Raw genomic sequence first — 19,905 nt, 5'->3', positions numbered from 1 at the left:
CCCTAGTTGTGAAAAAATCTTCACCACTTTATTTGATAACGGTATAAACTACCGTCTTTCATTTCCTCAAAATATGAGATTTATGAAAGATGCTCCAGGACGAACTTCATGAATAATCTATATACTGATTCACACCAACCATCAGCTCTCTGAAATAGGGAGATATTCACTACTATACCCTTTCATTGCCCAAATATTATTTTCCGAATTGATTACTATCATTTTTATCACACATTAAAAATAGTGTCAACTTATATTTCGAATTTTTATGTATTACAATCTATTTAAAAATTCGAAATATAAGTTTTAGTTTAGAAAACAAGTAGCTTAGTACATAACGAATTCTAACAGGCAATAGAAAAAGAATTACGTATTATTGATACTTATTCAATAATACAAATCATCTAGAAACATAACCTGTCTCTCTGTATTCATTTTTTAAGAGTTTGATGGATACCAAGAAAATTTCGCATCACTATCCAGTGGTCTATTTTTCGTTTCTTCTTTAATTACACGAAACCATTCATTTAGAATTTGATTTTTGGGCAATTGAGCAGCAAGGCTATCTTCCCAAATTATATGTGAGAACCAGGCTTTCGTTTCCCATTCAAACTGCAATTGTGCGAACGAAATTATAGGGTGATCAGCTCCACGAAATTGCTCATTTACTGCATTTGAAACTTCTGGAGCTTGCGGTAACAACTCGTTCTGAATTCTATTTCTTATCGTCTCATTTTCTAGCTGATCCCAGAAATACAATTGCCCATTTATTTGATAAAAAATATCAAATGAAGCCTCACCTTTCTTCAAATTCAATAACACGAAGGCACGTTCCACATCATTGTCAGCCGCTTTTACAGCATTAACAATTATATTTTGTGCCATTGATACCCAGTAACTAGTCGCTTCCTCTACCGGTGATTCAACATACAATTCTTCACTTAATTCATGAAGAGTAGCTTCTTGCTCATTTACTTTTTCAACTTTTTTAAAAAACCTATTAAAAAACCCCATAACTTCCCCCTTATTACTATTTTCTATTTCACAAAATAAAAAATAGATTTTTCTTGCTCATCCACATTTACTCCTGGCGCGTATGTATGAACTTGTTGCAACACTTCTTCTATTAGCAACTCTAACTCCTGCACACTTTTTTCTGGATTCCCTATTAATGTGTCCGCCATACGTTCATATAATTTTTCAGGTTTAATAGTCATTCGTTCCACATTATTAGGCATCCATTTAAACGCTGGATGATGTACGTACATTTTATTCAAACCAAATAAAACACCGAATATGTTCCTTTGTACTTCGCAAATAACGTCATAAAGCATAAGCCAATCTTTCCGTTTTAAAAGCGCCTTTCGATTGTGCCAACGATTACTTAACCATAGATTTTCTGAAATCATCCGTTTTGCTAGTTCATCTGAATATGCCGCTACTTTTTCTTTTAATTCATTCACTTTCCCTTCTCCATACAAACTAACACCATCATGAATGGATGATACAATACATTGTTTTTCATAACTTATATCATATTGATCCACCACATCCGAAATCACTTTCTCTACTGTCTCTGTTAAAAAGTTACTAATCTCTAATTTAATTCCCTCTTTCGTTAAATACGTTTCCGACCATTCTTCTTCCTCATACGGATGATACGATAATATTGTCCCATCAATATGATGAATAGGGGCCCTACGATCCTCATCTTCTGGCGGTGTTGACCATAAAATATGTAATTCTATATCTGAATGTTCATCTTCAAGCTTTCTAGCTACTGAACCCGCTAAAATAATAGCTTCTACTTTCGGATTTTTCCTATAAATCTCTGACATCTCTATCGCTTTCTCTTTTAATCCCATTTCATTTCCCCCTAAAATTGCAGTAATCCCCTATATTTCATTTATCTATTTCGATATTACAGCTTGCATTACCTTTTCAAATTCCTACTTAATCATATTTGTATCCAATAGCGCTGAATAACTTCACCAGTACGAGAAGAAACTACTTCATTTTCTAACACACCTCCAACCTTTTGAATCGTTTTAGCAGAACCGATATTGGATTTATCGCAAGTTATTAATACTTTCTGCAATCCTAATTTTTGCGCTTCAGCTAATGCAAGTTGTAGTTGTTTCGTAGCGTAACCGTGGCGACGTTTATTCGGATGGACACTATATCCAATATGACCGCTTTCCCGTAATAATTCTGGATTTAATCTATGTCTAATATTCACAAAACCTATAAGTTCCCCTTTTTCAAAACTTAAAAACTGACTAGACGGCACTCGATTAGCTAGTAAATTTTCTCCTAGTTCTTGTTTACTCACTTTTTCAAACCATTCATCAAGAGAATCAAAGTTTTGTAAAGAACTACTTCCATGTGGTTGTTCCCCTGAGTGTAAAAACGCTTGTCTATACGCCGTAATATGCTCACTATATTCATGGATTGGTTTTAATAGTTTCATTGTTCTTCTCCCCCTCTTCATTCCATAAAACAAACACCTTAATAGCAGCTACTCACTATTAAGGTGTTTCTATCCTTTTTATTCAAATAACCCCATGCTTAAATAACGTTCACCTGTATCAGGCGCAATACATAAAACTTTTTTACCAACGCCTAGGCGTTTCGCTATCATGATTGCAGCGTAAACAGATGCTCCAGAAGATGGCCCAACTAATAATCCTTCTTGTCTAGCTAAGTTTCTCATTGTCGTTAAAGCCTCTTCATCTGCAATTTGAATAATTTCGTTATACACTTCTGTATTTAAGTTTTTCGGAATAAATCCTGGGCTTGTTCCTACTAGTTTATGAGGACCTGGTACACCACCGGATAAAACGGGAGATCCTTTCGGTTCCACTACTGCAATATATAAGTTTGGCAATTTCTCTTTTAACGTTTCACCAGTCCCTGTAATCGTTCCGCCTGTTCCTGCCGTTGCAACAAAAGCATCAAGCTCTCCATCCATTTGTTCATAAATTTCAAGTGCAGTCGTATAACGGTGAATATTCGGATTAGCTGGATTTTCAAATTGTTGCGGGATAAAACTATTAGGTATTTGTTTTTGCAGTTCTAACGCCTTCACAATTGCTCCTGGCATTCTTTGTTCTGCTGGTGTTAAAACTACTTCTGCTCCGTATGCTTTCAATAAATTAATACGCTCTTTTGACATATTATCTGGCATAATTAAAATCGCTTTATACCCTTTAGCTGCTGCATTCATCGCTAAACCAATCCCTGTATTCCCGCTTGTCGGTTCAATAATTGTATCTCCTGGTTTGATGAGACCATTTTCTTCTGCAACGTGAAGTAAATTATAAGCAGCACGGTCTTTCACACTGCGCGATGGATTAAACATTTCTAGTTTCACATACACATCTGCTGCGTCTTCCGGAATAAATTTAGATAATCGGACGACAGGTGTATCTCCTATTAATTCCGTAACGTTTTCACACAATTTCATAGCGCATCCCCTATTCTATCGTTTTCTTATCACTTGGCAGTAACCATGAAGTGAGTCCAATTAATGGTAGACAACTACATAATAGCATAATAAATTGCAGGCTATATATATCTGCTAATTTCCCAAGAACTACAGCACCTAATGCTCCAAGTCCAAATGCAAGACCTACGATTAATCCTGACACCATTCCCACTTTTCCAGGCACAAGCTCTTGTGCATATACAACAATTACACTAAAACTACTTGAACTAATAAAACCGATACATAAAAATAACGGTACGACCCACACAAGTGAGACATGTGGTAATAACAGTGCAAGTGGCGCTGAACCTAACATTGAAAATACGATGATATTTTTCTTACCAAATCGATCTGCTAACGGTCCTCCGAAGAAAGTGCCTAACACACCAGCAATCATAAATGCGAATACGAAATACTGGGCATTTTTTATAGATAAACCGTAATGCTCTATTAAGTAAAATTGATAGAAATTCCCGATACCAGCACCGTACCAAGAGCGTACAAAAGTAAGAAAAACAAGAAGTATAATAACGAATTTAATGTGTGTACTTACAATTGCATTTTCCGCCTCAAGTGCAGCCCTCTTCTTCCTTCTTACAGCACCGGTTGCTAATTCATTTTTGTACCAATTCGATACGAAAATTAATAATGCAATTCCTACTGCTGCAAATGCTGTAAAACCTAATGAACCAATTTGACCGAGTGGAACGAAAATTAGCGCTGTAAAAATAGGAGCTAAAGAATTCCCCGTGTTTCCCCCAACTTGATAAATTGCTTGCGCTAACCCTCGTTTTGCACCTGCCGCCATATACGCAACACGAGCGCCTTCTGGATGAAAGACTGCGGAACCTAAACCAATAAATAAAACAGAAATAATAACAATAATAAAGTTTGGTGCAAACGCGAGTCCAATCATTCCAAGCATACTTGAAAACATGCCGAGTGGTAATAAAAATGGTGACGGCTTCTTATCTGAATACATACCAAACACCGGTTGCATAATCGATGACGTCATATTTAACGCAAACGCAATCCACCCTACTTGCATATAGGATAAATTCATCGTTTTTTCCAAAATAGGAAACAACGCCGGCACAACTGCTTGCATCGAATCATTTAAAAAATGCCCAAAGCTAATCGCAAATAAAATTCGATATATTGTCGGTGTTTCTACAGTTTTTTTGTGTGAAACTGCCTGCATATGTGAATCTCCCCTTTCTGTACAAAATATATATTTATTACAGTAGGTGTAATAAATTCTGACTTTTGAAACATTTCTATTCTATACTGCTTTCATTTCTTTTTCCAGAAATATAACTTAACTCCCGTCATTGGCTTGCATCCTTGTAACTTTCAGCGGTAAAACAGTACAAAAAAAAGACAACCCAATCACATACTGGGTTGCCTCTTACATTAAATTGCAAAATGCTTATACTTCTCGTAATCACTCGTCTTACATTCTATTTGTAATTTGGTACCTTCGTTTTCGTAACTCGTAGATAAAACGTGTGCATGATTATTGAAATACGAAACTACCTGTCCTTGATCATATGGAATTAACATTTCACACTTCGTATATTCTTTATAGATGTGTGAGCGAATCATTTCTACAAGTTCTTCAATTCCAACATGTTTCTTCGCTGATAAATAAACGCGATCTTCTTGCACTTTCGGAATTTCAACATCTACCATATCTGATTTATTATAAGCATAGATCGTTGGAATATTTTCTACTCCAATTTTCTTTAACGTTTCATTTGTAATATCAATTAATTGTTCATAATTTGGATTTGCGTAATCTACAACGTGAATAAGTAGGTCTGCTTCCGCTACTTCTTCTAACGTTGAACGGAACGCCTTCACAAGATGATGTGGTAATTTACTTACAAATCCAACTGTATCTGTTAATAAAAATGATTTATTATCTGGCAAATCAATATTTCGTACAGATGTTTCTAACGTCGCGAATAACATATCTTTTTCAAATACTTGTTTTTCTTCTGTACCATTATAAATTTCAAGCATTGCATTCATCGTCGTTGACTTTCCTGCATTCGTATAACCTACTAATGCTACAACAGGTATTTCATTTTTCTTACGCTGCTTTCGCTGCGTTTGACGCTGGGCAACGAGCGCTTCTAAATCTTTATTCAAAACTGAAATTTGTTCTTCAATTTTACGACGGTCTAACTCTAACTTCTTTTCACCGACACCTTTATTTTTCGTACCAACGCCGCCGCTCTGTCTCCCTAACGATTCACGAAGACCGATTAAACGAGGCATCATATACTGAAGGTGTGCTACTTCTACTTGTAGCTGTGCTTCTTTCGTTTTCGCACGTTGCGCAAAAATATCTAAAATTAAAATGGTACGATCAATTACCTTACAATCTAAATCCTCTTCTAAATTTCGAATTTGTGAAGGAGATAATTCATCATTAAAGATAACCATATTCGCATCTATTTCTTGTACATACGCTGCAACTTCTTCAATCTTTCCTTTTCCGATATAATGCGATGGATTTACTCGTTGTAAATTTTGCGTTACTTGCCCAATTACCTCTACATCACAAGCTTCCGCAAGATTTGTTAACTCTTCCATCGAATATGCAAAATCATCTTCATTACCTACATTTACTCCAACTAAAACTGCTCTTTGTAATACTTCTTCCATATATTTATTCCTCCATTTCGATTACGTAAAATAAAAAACACAGGTCGCTGCCTGTGTTTTCGTAAACGGATAAGGGTTCACCAAAGAAATAGAAGAAAGCTATGCTTTCATCCTATTTTATAGTCAAAAAGTCCCAAGATTGTATACGTATCCACAGTAAGTGTTCACTTATACAACCCCATTCTATTTATAAAGGCAAAACAAAAAGAGGGCGTATTCGTCCCTCCCTCTTTTTCACATATAAGCTTAATAAAGGGTTCCTTTAAAATAGGCAGACCAATCCCGTTCACTCTGTACACAGACAGAGCCTTTGAGCGCTATTCAATTATTGGCACAAAGTATTGAGACGTAATCTGATTAAGATCAAAGGAAGCCCCTCCGTTCATTTTAAGTTACATAAAGTGTAGCATAAGTAATTCGCTTTCACAAGGTTTAACAACCTATATCACACGAAAGAAAATCTTTATATTTTTACTTTAATCGTCATTTTTTGCGAGTTTTTCTCACAATAAAAATAACAAAAGCAATTATCAAATTTAGAAACTTCTCGTATATTATTTTTACAGCACTCGCCAAATTCCTTCATAGTAAGTTAAGTATTATCGTTTTAATACAACAAAAATCTTTATTGACATTTTTATAACCTAATATTAGTATCAGGTTATAAAAATAAAAGTTAGGAGATGTTCCTATGCATTCTAAATCTCGTATTACTGCAATTGGTACTTATGTTCCAGATCAAATATTGTCTAATAACGATTTAGAAAAGATGGTCCATACGAATGATGAATGGATTGTACAAAGAACAGGAATGAAGGAAAGAAGAATCGCTAGCGACGAAGAATACTCCTCAAACTTAGCCATTAAAGCAATTGAAAATTTATGTACAACATATAAGAAAAACTTAGAAGATGTCGACTGTATCATTGTCGCTACTACTACTGCTGATTACGTTTTCCCTAGTGTTGCTTGCCAAATACAACAATACTTCAACATACCTCATACACTAGCTTTTGATTTAAATGCAACTTGTGCTGGTTTTACATATGGACTACACGTCGGTAATAGCTTAATCACTTCTGGATCACATGAAAAAGTACTTGTCGTAGCGACAGAGACATTATCTAAAGTTACTGATTATACCGATAGAACGACCTGTATTTTATTCGGTGATGGTGCTGGAGCTATTTTATTAGAAAGAGATGAAAACACCCCAAGCTTTATCGCTGCTCACATGGGAACAAACGGTGATGGCGGCATTCATCTATATAGAACAAACTTATCTACTACTATGAATGGCACACCACTGCAAACAAATGAAAAAATCGTTCAAAATGGAAGAGAAGTATATAAATGGGCAACACGCACGGTACCAAAAGGCATAAAAAATTTATTACATACCGTAAATATGCAAGTAGATGATATAGACTGGTTCATACCCCACAGCGCTAACTTACGAATGATCGAATCTATTTGCGAAAAGTCTCAAATTCCAATACAAAAAACATTAACGAGCGTGGAATATATGGGGAATACCTCTTCAGTCACCATTCCACTCGCTTTAAATTTAGCTATAAAAGAAGGGAAATTAAATAACGGAGACACACTTTTACTATACGGATTTGGTGGCGGACTTACGCATTTAGGGCTTATTGTAGAGTGGAATTTAATTTAAGTGTATAAAAAGAGGCTCTAGCCAGTAACTAGAACCTCTTTTTCATTTAATTTCTTGCCCCTTTTCGAGACCATATCACAACAGGAATAAGTAATAACGCTAACACGCCTCCAGCCAATGACAATGCCGCATAACTTGAATTCGCTACTACCATACCTGACATTGCTCCACCAGAAGCTCCAGCTAGCGCAATAAAAACATCTATTTTCCCTTGTGTTTTAGCACGTGTAGACGGTGTTGTGGAATCAACGATTTGTGCTGTACCACTTATCAATCCGAGGTTCCATCCTAGCCCAAGTAAAGACAGAGCAACGATTAATAATAATAAAGAATCACTTGGCGCTATCGCAGCTATGACACCCGCTGCAAGTAAAATCACTCCACCAGCTATGCTCATTGTAGTTCGGCCAATTTTATCAATTAACATTCCTGTAACGAGAGATGGAAGATACATTGCACCTACATGAAAACCTATCACAAGTCCTACTGCACTTAAACCGTGACCGTGGTGTCCCATATGAACTGGCGTCATCGTCATAATCGCAACCATCACGATTTGCGTAAGTATCATTACGATTGCTCCAACTGTAATACCTCGTTTATTTTCTTTCGCTTCTTCTGTTATTGGTTGTCCTTTATATGTATGTTCCTGTTTATATCTTTCTATTATGTTAGCAATAATCAAAGGATCTGGACGAAGCATAACAAAAAGAACTAGACCCGCCAGTATAAATGCTGCTGCCGATAGTATGAACGGACCTGCAAGTTTAGGAACTCCAATTGAATGAGCAAAACTTCCCATTACCCCTACTAAATTTGGTCCTGCAACTGCACCGAAAGTCGTCATTACCATCGTAATACTAACAGCCGTTGCTCTCTGCTTCTTATCTGCTAAATCTGTACCTGCATAACGAGCTTGTAGATTCGTGGCTGTACCAGCACCATATATAAGTAAAGAAATAAGTAAAAGAATAATACTATTTGTTAAAGCTGCCATTACAACACCAATTGCTCCAAATCCACCTACTATAAACCCTGTTGCAAGACCTATCCGGCGTCCATATCGTTGCGAAAGCTTCCCTACTATGAAAGCTGCTAATGCCGATCCTAATGTAAACATAGCAGTTGGTAATCCTGCAAACGCATCTGTTCCAAGCATTTGCTGCGCAAGAAGTGCGCCCACTGTAATACCAGCAGCTAGTCCTGCACCGCCAAACATTTGTGAAATGCTGACGATTATTAACGTTCGTTTGTATAGTTTTTGTTGCTCTTCTTCTGTGTACACATGATTATCTATTAAAGCCCCTGCCTTATCTAGCAATTCCCCATCCTCCTTTTAAAATTAATCCCTCTTGTTAATGTACTATGTATAACGTTACATATTCAATGGCATTTTCCATTCCTTCCTTTCATTCTAAAAAACTTTCTAATCATACTCGACTTATCCCATGCTATATTAAAAATACTACTATTCACAATAGGCAAGGAGGAAACAATGAAAAAAACAGTAGAATTATGTGAAGCTTGCAAACATGATCCAGTATATAAAATAGAAGAATCCGATCAAGCAAATCAACCTTATAAATTATGTAACCAATGTCATGAGCGTCTTATTTCGTTATCTTTACATCCTAAAGAATGGTACCACCTTGTAATGATTCACTCACCTTATAAATATTATTTGCATGATAGTTTTTATGAAGAAGATGGTAAAGCGAAGCAACCAAAATTAGAGATGAATGAGCACAAACTTACACCCGTGCCCACTTTAGAAGAAGTTCGCTCTAGTTTAGAGGAATTACTTGATTACACCATGACTAGATGGTTTCTTCAAGAAGCAGAAATTGAAGCTCTTAATAGGTACGATCAAAACGAAGTACTAGATGCTGTTATAAACCGCTTTTCAAACACAATGAATGGTGTAATTAAAACTAGATTACTTGAGATTGTTATATGTATACTAGGAGAATTCGCCTCAGATTGGATAAGAAAACTGTGGAAGGCATTTGATGAAGATTTACTTGCACCTCTTTCTCACGCTGCAGCTTATTGTTTACCATTTGAAGAAGCCTTTCCTTTAGTAATAGAAAGGCTAAAAACAGTATTAAAAAGTGAGCTTCCGACCACTTCCTTCATTTGTCTGCATTCTTTTCAATCCTCAGAAACATTAGATTGGATAGAGGAACATGCAGTATCATTTCATAACGATTGGGCGCAATTAGCTGCAGTATCACAACTAACTTGGAGACGAATTAAGTCTTGGCTAACAAAAGGACACCCTTTAAGTTTAATAGCACTTGATGCAATGGTTAGCTGTATACCTGCAAATGAAGATGTACTACATGAAATGGATCCAAAAATTTTATTAGCAGATCCGTCAGAAATAAAGTCAACCTTAATAGCTTACAAACAAAGAGACAATGTTCCAACTGTCAAAAGAAGTGTTGAAACTATTTTAGAAAACAAGACAGAAATATTTCAATACATGAATCCTTTACAAATATCTATCAAAAAGAAACCACAAAACTTTTTAGTTATGGATGGCACAGTACAAATCCATGAAAACAGACTGGATGAATACGTAGACTTCATTAATACAAACAACTTTACTGATGTTTACATTAATGACCTTAGGTATAGTTTGCACCATATTAATTTTCTTGAACACTGCCCGCAAATTGAAAGCTTACACATTAGTAGTATATATATTACTGATTATTCAGCCCTATATAAATTAAAAAACTTAAAATCTTTATCACTAGAAGAACCACAAGTTCCACTAAACTTAACAGAGCTAGAAAGCTTTACAAATTTAGAGGAACTTCACATAAAGTGTAATAAAAACATTAAAGGCTTCGAATCTTGTCCTAACTTAAAAGAACTGTACATTTGGAAATACAAACCGAAACAAAAGAACCTTGAAGAATTAATGTCTTTACAAAAAATTGAAAAACTAAGCATTACACAAGGGAACATTAATTCATTAAAAGGATGTAGGTCATTACCTAAATTAAAGCATTTAGAACTCAATTATTTAAGAAATTTAGAGCATATTGATGAAATTGAAAACAATGCTTCAACTTTAAAACACATCGAATTCGACCATTGCAGTAAGCTTAAAAACCACGAATATTTGCGCTATTTAACGGAATTAGAAACTCTCATCTTATCAAGTTGTGGTAACATACGAAATCTACAATTCATTAAAGAACTACAAAAATTAAAACATTTAAGCTTCGTGGATTCTACGATTGTAGACGGAAATTTAGAATCTTGCGTCGGAATTGATTTTGTTGGTTTTAATAATAAAAGGCATTATAGTCATAAATTTAAAGAATTAAATCCAGATTTTTCATACTAACGTAAGGAAAACAGGCTAATAGCAGCCTGTTTTCCTTTACGCTTCTTCTACTATCCTTCCCTTTCTCTTTTTACTCAAAGCTTTCCCTTCCCAAAACAACAAACTTACGAAAGCACAAATTAAAATAATTGGCACACTTGCTTTATATAAATCTGTAAAACTCATAGCCATCTGATTCTTGGCATAATGATTCACATCATTTGAAAATGTGAGTACCTCTTTCTTTATACTTTCCTCTTGTTTTTCAACTTCTTTTGTCACTTTCCTCATAACTTCTTCTCTTTTTACATCTCTATATTCTACTGGAACTTTTCTTAATATTTCATCCGTCTTGTCGCGAATCAATTCTTCCTTTTTCTCTTTACTTAATCCCATTGTCATTGCATTTTGTTTCTTATTTATATTCGACTCTAAACTTTGATTCTCTATTTTCTCTTTAGTCATTTGTAAAATTTCAGTTTGCTCAGTACTATTCACATGAATAGTACGCACCTTTTCTTCTGCATAACGATATACTTTTTCTTTATTTACAGTTAAATTGTGAGTTAAGTTAGAGACAAATATTGCGACTGCCAATACAATTCCAACTTGTCGTAACATTGATACAACACTTTGAGAAGCAGTTAACAATTCTCCTTCAAACGAAGACGCACTTAAAACTGTAATTGGCCCCACTACTAAACCATATCCAACACCTAATATCATACATGGAATAATAATTTCTATATTTGTTGAATGAACATCAATCATTTGCAACCAATAGTAGGAAAGCCCCATAACAAGAAATCCTGACAAAATAATAGTTACTTTTCCGAGTTTTTTAATTAAAGTTGCTGCAACTGGTGAGACAAAAAATATCATTGCTGAAATAGGTGTCACTAAAAAAGCCGCTTCAATTTCCGTTCGATCCTGTAGTTTCGTCAAGAACGTTGGAAGCAATACAGTAACTCCAATTAAAAATAAATTACTCAATATAACAACGATCGACGCTCCGACAAACATTCGATCTTGAAATAACTTTAAATTCACCATTGGGTTATGAATCTTTCGTTCTACTAAAATAAATAGAATAAGAGAAATAGTGCTAATTGCATAACAAGACAAAGCAATATTACTTTGCCATCCCCATGTATTACCTTTTACTAATATGAGAGTAAATGAAAAAATTGCTGTGCTACTTAATAGTAGTCCTATCCAATCTATTTTTGAGATAATACGTTCTTCATTTTTTATTTGTAGCATGATGCAACATAACACGATTCCTATTATACAAACCGGAACATTAACGAAGAACACCCATCTCCATCCTAAATTTTGCGTAATAATTCCACCTATTACTGGTCCCATAGCAGCTGACAATCCTTGTGTTACTCCTAAAATTGCAAGCGCAACATGCCTCTTAGCTAATGGCATAGCTGATACACCAATTACCATACTTGTTGGAAATAAAATCGCTGCCCCAATACTTTGTATAAAACGAGAAAAAATAAGAAAATCACCTGTATTAGCAAAAGCGCAAAGTACCGATCCACCACCAAAAATCACCAGACCCAGAATATACATCTTTGCTTTTCCAAAGATATCAGCTATCCGCCCTAACGGAATGGCAAGTACTGCAATCGTCATTGTATAAACATTTAATACCCAAGACATCTTTTCTAACGAAGTATTTACACTCGATTGTATTGCCGGTAAAGCTATATTCATAATTGTCGTATCAATCATACAAAGAAAGATACCTAGACACATTAAAAAGACAATCTTAATACCCTTTGATTGCTCCATCTTTATATACCCCTTTATTTATTGTGAACGCGTTTTTCATTCTTCTGTTTTATTGTTTTCTTTCGCCTCTAACTCTTCTAATTTTTTCTTCAAAGTCTCCACTTGTGCACTATAAGATGCAATACCTACATCTAGTGAAATTTCTTCGACGAAAGTAATACCTACTCTCCACTTTTCATATTTCAATCGAAGATCTGCAATGTACGCTTCTTTTCTTTCAATTTCATCTTTAATCCATTTTTTTATTGTTACATCATCACTATAGTTACCAAAATACATTCTCATTAAAAAATCCGAACGTAAAACATCCTTCTCTACAGGCGTCTGCATGTATTGATAAAACTCTTCACGTCCTTCATCTGTAATAAAGTACATCTTCTTATTCGGTTTCCCCTCTTGCATGACAACCTCTTTTTTTATTTTCCCTTCATTCTCCAATTGTCGTAACGTTGGATAAATCATTCCAAAACTTCCATCAAAAAAATGAGTAAATACGTCTTCAAACACAATTTTAATATCGTAACCAGACAATTCCTTTTCCATTAATAAACCTAAAACAACATCTCTTCCCTTCAAAGTAAAACCCCCACACATTATATAATCAATAATCATATTAACAATGTTAATATGATTATTGATTATATACCTTATTCTGTTAATTGTAAAATGTTTCTAAATAAAAAAGCCCCATAATTTGGTTTCACCAATTCACAGGGCCATTTTCTTTTTTACTCTTTCACACCTACATCTTGCAAAACTTCAATATCCTCTTTCATTTCATAATAATAAGAAGGCAATTCTATACCATGTTCTAAGAAATAATCCTCAATGAATGAAATAATAATTTTTAACGTTTTCACACGAGCATACAATTTATCGTTACTTTCAATAATATGCCACTTCGCATTTGGCTTACTTGTTTTTTCAAACATGTCTTCCATCGCTTCAACATATTCATCCCATTTTTCACGATTACGCCAATCTTCGTCTGTAATTTTCCATCTTTTCAAAGGATTTTTCTCTCTATCTTTAAATCTCTTTAACTGTTCCTCTTTACTTATATGGTAGAAGAACTTCCCCATTATGTAATGGTCATCTGTTAGTAGTTTTTCAAAATCATTAATCTCATCATATGCTCTCATCCACTCTTCCTTTGTAGCAAAACCTTCAACACGCTCAACTAACACACGACCGTACCATGAGCGATCAAAAATAGTAATTTGCCCGTACTGTGGAATTTTGCGCCAGAAACGTTGCAAATAATGGTAACGTTTTTCATGAGGTGCAGGCGCTCCAATTGGATCTACTTGGAACCCACGTGGGTCAAGATGTTCCGTCACCCGCTTAATTGCCCCACCTTTACCAGCCGCATCCCATCCTTCCATAACAAGCATAACCGCGATTTTTTCTTCTTTCAAAATTTGTTGTAATGCTAATAAGCGCCTTTGATATTTTTCGAGTTTCTTATTGTACTTAGATTTTGATTCAATTTTTTTCGTTAAGTCTACTTTAGCAAGATGTCCATTTTCCATAAAACAAATCCCCCTTGTTGTATGACAATGTTATTTTAACATATTTTTGGCAATTTTTTCATATCCTAAAAAGCTGTGTAGAAACATCTCTACACAGCTTCCCTCTCTAATTTCACATATACAAGCACATTTAACTACATTAAAATAAATAATTTATACGGAACTCTTAGTATATTCTTTTTATTAAAACATAAAAATAGCCCTTTTAAAAAGGGTAGCAATCTAAGTATAGAAAAAACAAATTTATTCTTTCTTACTACATACGTAATTATGCCAGCTATAAGAGTAGTGAATAATATATTAATTCACTACTCACAATAACCACTTTACATTATATGGTATATTTACTCGTAAAAAGAAGATAATAACAAGTAAATCCATTAAAGAATGGGAGCTCTAAAAAAAATGAAACGAAAAATATTAACTCTCTTTACGCTTATATGTTTAGCACTACCAATGCAAGCTAGTGCTTACACATTTCAGTCACTACCGATTGCGTCAAAGTCTAAACAATGGTATGTCGAAATTGATAAATCTCATAACTCAAACAAGCAAGCAATCCAGCCGAAACAAGGTGTATTTGATACGTATAGTTTACTCGTAAAAAACATCGGTCATGATGTATCAAACGTATCTGTGGAAATACTTGATAACAATCCTACCTCTAAGGCTACCTTTAAACCTACTACACCTAATGAAAATATTTCTAAAAGTCATACAAGCTTTGACTACATGGTATTCCCATTAGACTTTAATAGTCATAATTTTAAAGTTGTAATCACTTGGGAAGAAAAGAATTTCTCTTATAACGGCCATCCGGTAAATGAAGGTAAAAAAATGAAACAAACATTTGTATTTAATGAAGACTAAGTCCTAATTTCTTTAGGGCTTAGTCTTCTTTTTTGAAACCTGCTTGTATCGCTTCCGTCACTTCTTTTGTGATTTCTAATTTTGTTGCTTCCATACTAATTTTTTTGTGCCAAATGTGTATGGAAGGCTTTTCATTACAAAGATGTTTTATTAATACTAGTTGATTATATGCTAAGTTATTTTCTATTTGGGTAGAGATATAGACTGTAAAATTTTTTGCTTCAAAGACCTTTTCTTCCAAAATGTATTGACTCTCTAATTGCCTTGTTACTATATCTTTCAAGTTTTCTATAGTCATGCATATCGCCCTCTTTTCCCATATAATCAATCAAATCGACGAATACTCGGTACAGACAATGCGATTCCAATTGTTAAAATTACTAAACTAGCTAGTGTTATAATAGTTATCTCTCCACCTATGACAGTAGCTAACCAGCCTACAACTACGTACCCTAATGGCAATAAAGCAAAAGAACCCAACATATCAAGGCTTGCCACTCTTCCGAACGCTTCTTCTGGTACAAGCTCCTGTAAACTCGTTTCCCAAATGAGTCCAAATATCATCATGCCGAATCCTTCAATTGCCATTAAGAATATTAAAGCAGGTGCCCAAGAAATGAATGGCATAATTAATAAAGCAATCCCACTAATTAAAACACCTCCATAAGCCAGTAATCCTCTCTTCTGCCACCGCTCTTTCCCACCAAATATTAATGCGGCAATTACAGCTCCACCACCAGAAAAGGCCATGCCAAGTCCATACAAGTAAGCTTCAAAATGATGATGAACATTAAATAACCATGGAATTAATACGACGATAATGCCGGCATAACAAATATTTATAAAAGAAAAGACTAAAATTGTAATCCATAGCCAAGGATGACTTTTTAAAACGAAAACACCTGCCATAAACTCTTGTTTGTAATCAATGTTACTCTTTTCAATAGACTTTACTTTTTTAAACTTAATTTCTTTTAAAAATAATAAACATAAAAATGATAATAAGTACGTTACTGCATCTAGTCCGAAGCCTATCCCTGCAGACGCAACCGATACGATTAACCCACCAAGTGCTGGCCCAATTAATCGTATACCTTGATTACTCATTTGAGTGAGTGCGTTAGCTGCATTACGAATTTCAGGGACGAATACTCTCGCCCTTACAGCAGAATATGCTGGTTGGAATATCCCTTCCATAAGTCCGTATAAGGCAACGAGAATATATAAAATTGTAATTGTTAATAAATCCATAAATATAAGCGATGCAAGTAATAGCATTAATATACAGCGGATTATATCCGTAAATAACATTAATTTAACCCGATCAATTCGGTCTACAACTAAACCCGCAAACGGTAAGGCAAGAATATTAGGTAGCATGTACATTGCCATCGTCATCCCCATTACAACTGTTGAACCAGTTAATGAATACACAACAACTGGGAGTATGACCATAGTTATCGAACTACCTAAGACCGAGAGTAATTGTCCAATCCATAAAAATTTAAAGTGTGGTGATACTTTAACCGGTAATAATAATTTACCAACATAACCTAAACTTTTCTCCTTTTGTATTTCTCCTTGCATGTCTCTCCCCTCTTTTCGAATGACTATAGAATTTATAATATATAACTGAAAATTTATAACATTCCATTTCTAATTATATAAGAAACAATTATGTTATGGTAAAATTATCAAAAAAATATAAAGGAGAATACATCATTATGCCTCCAAATTCACATAACATCGAACATCAGATCTATACAATGTGTATGATCCAACGTAACAATGAAATTTTACTCATAAAACACCCCAGCCATCGAGGTTTCCCTGGCTACATCGCTCCTGGCGGCAAAGTAGATTTCCCCAAAAGTATCGTTCAAGCCGCTATAAGAGAAGTAAAAGAAGAAACTGGATTACTTGTTTCCAATTTAACTTTTAAAGGATTAGATGAATATGTCAATCCGAAAGGTAATGTTCGATATATGGTATTTAACTATTGGACAGACTCATTTGAAGGTGAACTTCTTTTGAATCCTCCTGAGGGTGAATTATTATGGATACCAATCGATACAGCACTAAAGCTACCTATGCAAACTTGGTTTAAAGAAAGATTCCCATTATTTTTTGAAACAGGCACTTTTGAAATTCAACGTGTTTGGGATAATGAGCTAAATAAACAAATTTCTATGACAATTACCCATACATAAAAAAGCTTGGAAACCCATCCAAGCCTTTCTTACTTCTGTGCAATTTTTGCAATCTTATAATGAATATGTAAAAATTCAAGTCCAAATAGCCACATGCTATGATGAGCTGTTAACATTTTATCCTTACCCTCTGTAATGATGAAAGTCTCTGCTAACGGTAAACGGATTGTTAAGAACCGAGTATGTAAATAAATCCCCTCATCTCCCTGGCCATTTTCTCTTAACTTACTAGTAATGATTAAATCATGATTATCATTATATAGTTTCAAAATACCAGTCATATTCGAATAAGGTAAAGGTAAGGCGATATTCATATATGTCTCATTCTTATTTGTATGCTTTGAATAAAGAGCTACAAAAATAGATTCACCTGCTTCATTTTTCCTTATCCAAGCCCTTACATTCGCTCTTCCATCTTTCTCATCTATTACACTAATGATAGAGCCATGCATCGTTTCCCAATTGCCGCCCATCCCTAAATGTATTTGTCCTACATGCTTGCTCATTTTCTCATAACAAAATGCAAATAGGCGGAACCAACGAGCCCATTTAATATTTGATTGCAACTCATACTCTGTTGTATTTTCATAAAAACGAATAATACTTAAAGGTACCTTCGTCACGTCAAATGACTTACTATGAAAGTCATTTACTTTATCGACTAAACCGTTGTATTCCTTACTGTCTACTAAATTGCCGCTATATAAAAAAGCCTCACCAATTGCCACACTTCCTCTTAATTTACTCATTGGTTTCCCATAGTATTTATAATTCGGAACACTCTTTTCGATCATCCAGCCGACAAATGCCGGTAACGCTACTCCAATTCCGTTGACAACACCGTGAATCCAAACCATTTGAGCAATTGTAATCGTCATTACATGCTTCAAATTTCCGTATGAATATATAAGTGAGAACATAATTGTAACCATGAGTGTACTAGACGAAACGATTAGAAGAATCTTTGCACTGATAGCATTAAATTTTACTCTCCAAACGTAAAATCCATACCCATAAATCGCACATAAATATAGGAACACTGCAAAAAATTCAAATACTCTTGAGCATGTAATTCCTATTGCAACTGTCATAGGTGAAATCATGATGATAAACATAATAGCATCATATACTTTACTTCTCTTTTCTCTTTTTCTCCCTATTAAACCAGCTGATAATGGCAATAGAAACGCCGAATAATGAAAATGCGCTGCTGTGAGTAAAACAATGTCAGAGCTAAAATGCATAATTGAAAGTTTTGCTACTGAAGCAAAAAACCAAAAACCACCTAAAAACAAATAAATAAACGCACTATCTATGGCGATCTCTTCTAACGGCTTCCATCCTCTTTCTAGCAATCTACTTACACCAAATAACGCAACAATTCCTGTATATACAAACCAAACTAGCGCAAATACATTGTAATTTGTGACGAAAGCTAGCATTGCACAAATTGCTGCGATTGGATATAAAAACGATACGAATTTATAAAATAATAAATACGATCCATCTCTTTTTCTTTTATCAATAATACAAAGTGACATTGGTATAAATAATAAAACAGATAATAATATAATTGCTTCAACAGGATTTATATTCGACCACTCATATATTAGAAAAACAACATAACAAGCAAGCCCAAATATTATATTTTTCATATCGTTTATTTCCTTTCCACAAATGTTCCCTTATATGAAAAAAGCGAGCCAATTAACGGGTTTCGTACTTGTACATGAATTCGAAAACACTGTAGTGTTGCATCATAACTTTCAACAATTTTTGCTTCACCATACAAAAATTTTGGTAACGGCATTTTTCTTCCAAACATATAAAACCATTGTTTCTTTGAAGAAATATGCATTGCCCCTAACTCATCGATATGAAAATGCAGTGTAGAAACGAGTAAATGTGGTTCGCCAAAATAATCTACAATTTCATTTTCGTTTCCATCCAATTGCATAACTGCATTAAAATATCTTTTCTTATTTCACCTATTGATTCCCCTTCTCCAGCTATTTCAAACCCAAATCCAATCTTTGTTTTATACAAAAACTTCTGTGGTTCTCCTTCTTTTTTCTCTAAATACGAAATTTCAGTAAAGCGAGCATCCCACTCTGTATGTATATCTGGTTCTTGCGTATATTCCCATAATTTTCCCATCGTCGTGTTCATTTTTGTCGCAACATAAATAGGCTGTTTCCTTTTCATTCTCCCACCTCCTATGCACTATAAGTTTAATGTACATGCAATGAATTTATTTTGCTACATTTTTCACAAACTTCCTCAGAAAAAAAGAAAGAATTTTTAAAATATAT

At 34.5% G+C, this 19,905-nt stretch carries 17 protein-coding genes, 2 pseudogenes and 1 other annotated feature (1 of these 20 only partly in view); of the genes and pseudogenes, 4 read left to right on the top strand and 15 right to left on the bottom strand.

The window, feature by feature from the left end:
* Nucleotides 1–195 (bottom strand) — a binding site (T-box leader) (it extends 28 nt beyond the left edge of the window).
* 243 nt (nt 196–438) lie between these two features.
* The 6 genes from MR112_RS03115 to hflX form a co-directional block, all read right to left on the bottom strand.
* Complete coding sequence (locus tag MR112_RS03115; protein WP_000505543.1) at nt 439–1,014, bottom strand: hypothetical protein; 576 nt, start codon at nt 1,012–1,014, stop codon at nt 439–441.
* Nucleotides 1,015–1,037: 23 nt separating this feature from the next.
* Nucleotides 1,038–1,865, bottom strand: coding sequence for a DUF4037 domain-containing protein (locus MR112_RS03110; RefSeq protein ID WP_000523174.1), 828 nt, complete (start codon nt 1,863–1,865; stop codon nt 1,038–1,040).
* Between the two features lie 92 nt (nt 1,866–1,957).
* A complete protein-coding gene (locus tag MR112_RS03105; RefSeq protein WP_000771271.1) occupies nt 1,958–2,470 on the bottom strand; it encodes a GNAT family N-acetyltransferase in 513 nt (170 codons plus the stop codon).
* Between the two features lie 78 nt (nt 2,471–2,548).
* Complete coding sequence (gene cysK, locus MR112_RS03100) at nt 2,549–3,466, bottom strand: cysteine synthase A (RefSeq protein ID WP_000762283.1); 918 nt, start codon at nt 3,464–3,466, stop codon at nt 2,549–2,551.
* Between the two features lie 10 nt (nt 3,467–3,476).
* Nucleotides 3,477–4,688 carry an MFS transporter gene (locus MR112_RS03095; protein ID WP_001149398.1) on the bottom strand — a complete coding sequence of 404 codons (1,212 nt, stop codon included), beginning with the start codon at nt 4,686–4,688 and terminating at the stop codon, nt 3,477–3,479.
* Nucleotides 4,689–4,900: 212 nt separating this feature from the next.
* Nucleotides 4,901–6,160 (bottom strand): GTPase HflX, encoded by a 1,260-nt coding sequence (hflX, locus tag MR112_RS03090; RefSeq protein ID WP_000393283.1) that lies wholly within the window; start codon nt 6,158–6,160, stop codon nt 4,901–4,903.
* Between the two features lie 691 nt (nt 6,161–6,851).
* Here hflX and MR112_RS03085 point away from each other — a divergent pair.
* Nucleotides 6,852–7,835 (top strand): ketoacyl-ACP synthase III, encoded by a 984-nt coding sequence (locus MR112_RS03085; RefSeq protein ID WP_000555752.1) that lies wholly within the window; start codon nt 6,852–6,854, stop codon nt 7,833–7,835.
* A 46-nt stretch (nt 7,836–7,881) separates the two neighbouring features.
* Here MR112_RS03085 and MR112_RS03080 read toward each other — a convergent pair whose 3' ends face one another.
* Nucleotides 7,882–9,156: an MFS transporter gene (locus MR112_RS03080; protein ID WP_000884513.1), complete on the bottom strand. Its 1,275-nt coding sequence runs from the start codon at nt 9,154–9,156 to the stop codon at nt 7,882–7,884.
* Between the two features lie 174 nt (nt 9,157–9,330).
* Between MR112_RS03080 and MR112_RS03075 the strand changes: the two genes are divergently transcribed.
* On the top strand, nt 9,331–11,196 hold the full coding sequence (locus tag MR112_RS03075) for a leucine-rich repeat domain-containing protein (protein ID WP_242244774.1): 1,866 nt from the start codon (nt 9,331–9,333) through the stop codon (nt 11,194–11,196).
* A 36-nt stretch (nt 11,197–11,232) separates the two neighbouring features.
* Here the strand turns inward: MR112_RS03075 and MR112_RS03070 are convergent, their stop codons facing one another.
* From MR112_RS03070 to MR112_RS03060, 3 genes are all read right to left on the bottom strand, one after another.
* The gene (locus MR112_RS03070; RefSeq protein ID WP_000438110.1) at nt 11,233–12,981 is read right to left on the bottom strand and encodes an MFS transporter; all 1,749 of its coding nucleotides are present in this window, start codon (nt 12,979–12,981) and stop codon (nt 11,233–11,235) included.
* 36 nt (nt 12,982–13,017) lie between these two features.
* Nucleotides 13,018–13,557, bottom strand: coding sequence for a PadR family transcriptional regulator (locus MR112_RS03065; protein WP_000678333.1), 540 nt, complete (start codon nt 13,555–13,557; stop codon nt 13,018–13,020).
* A gap of 152 nt (nt 13,558–13,709) precedes the next feature.
* Nucleotides 13,710–14,513, bottom strand: a complete 804-nt coding sequence (locus MR112_RS03060) for a polyphosphate kinase 2 family protein (protein WP_000427315.1) — start codon at nt 14,511–14,513, stop codon at nt 13,710–13,712.
* Between the two features lie 405 nt (nt 14,514–14,918).
* Between MR112_RS03060 and MR112_RS03055 the strand changes: the two genes are divergently transcribed.
* A complete protein-coding gene (locus MR112_RS03055; RefSeq protein WP_000823336.1) occupies nt 14,919–15,383 on the top strand; it encodes a hypothetical protein in 465 nt (154 codons plus the stop codon).
* Nucleotides 15,384–15,402: 19 nt separating this feature from the next.
* On the opposite strand, the gene MR112_RS03050 is transcribed toward MR112_RS03055, so the two are convergent.
* A complete protein-coding gene (locus MR112_RS03050; RefSeq protein WP_000151374.1) occupies nt 15,403–15,681 on the bottom strand; it encodes a hypothetical protein in 279 nt (92 codons plus the stop codon).
* A gap of 26 nt (nt 15,682–15,707) precedes the next feature.
* Nucleotides 15,708–16,970: an MFS transporter gene (locus MR112_RS03045; protein WP_001161169.1), complete on the bottom strand. Its 1,263-nt coding sequence runs from the start codon at nt 16,968–16,970 to the stop codon at nt 15,708–15,710.
* Between the two features lie 137 nt (nt 16,971–17,107).
* Between MR112_RS03045 and MR112_RS03040 the strand changes: the two genes are divergently transcribed.
* A complete protein-coding gene (locus MR112_RS03040) occupies nt 17,108–17,593 on the top strand; it encodes an 8-oxo-dGTP diphosphatase (protein ID WP_001134941.1) in 486 nt (161 codons plus the stop codon).
* A 29-nt stretch (nt 17,594–17,622) separates the two neighbouring features.
* On the opposite strand, the gene MR112_RS03035 is transcribed toward MR112_RS03040, so the two are convergent.
* The 3 genes and pseudogenes from MR112_RS03035 to MR112_RS03025 form a co-directional block, all read right to left on the bottom strand.
* Entirely contained in the window at nt 17,623–19,248 is a 1,626-nt protein-coding gene (locus MR112_RS03035; protein WP_242244773.1) for a YndJ family protein, read from the bottom strand.
* 5 nt (nt 19,249–19,253) lie between these two features.
* Nucleotides 19,254–19,577, bottom strand: a pseudogene (locus MR112_RS03030) (DUF4166 domain-containing protein); the annotation flags it as partial.
* Nucleotides 19,520–19,798, bottom strand: a pseudogene (locus MR112_RS03025) (hypothetical protein); the annotation flags it as partial. The pseudogenes MR112_RS03030 and MR112_RS03025, both read right to left, overlap by 58 nt.
* Nucleotides 19,799–19,905: the final 107 nt, after the last annotated feature.

Source organism: Bacillus cereus group sp. BfR-BA-01330 (genome assembly GCF_022663885.1).
GTDB classification, from domain to species: domain Bacteria; phylum Bacillota; class Bacilli; order Bacillales; family Bacillaceae_G; genus Bacillus_A; species Bacillus_A cereus.
Note: the sequence above shows the minus strand (reverse complement) of the source record. Positions and strands in the feature narration are given on the sequence as shown.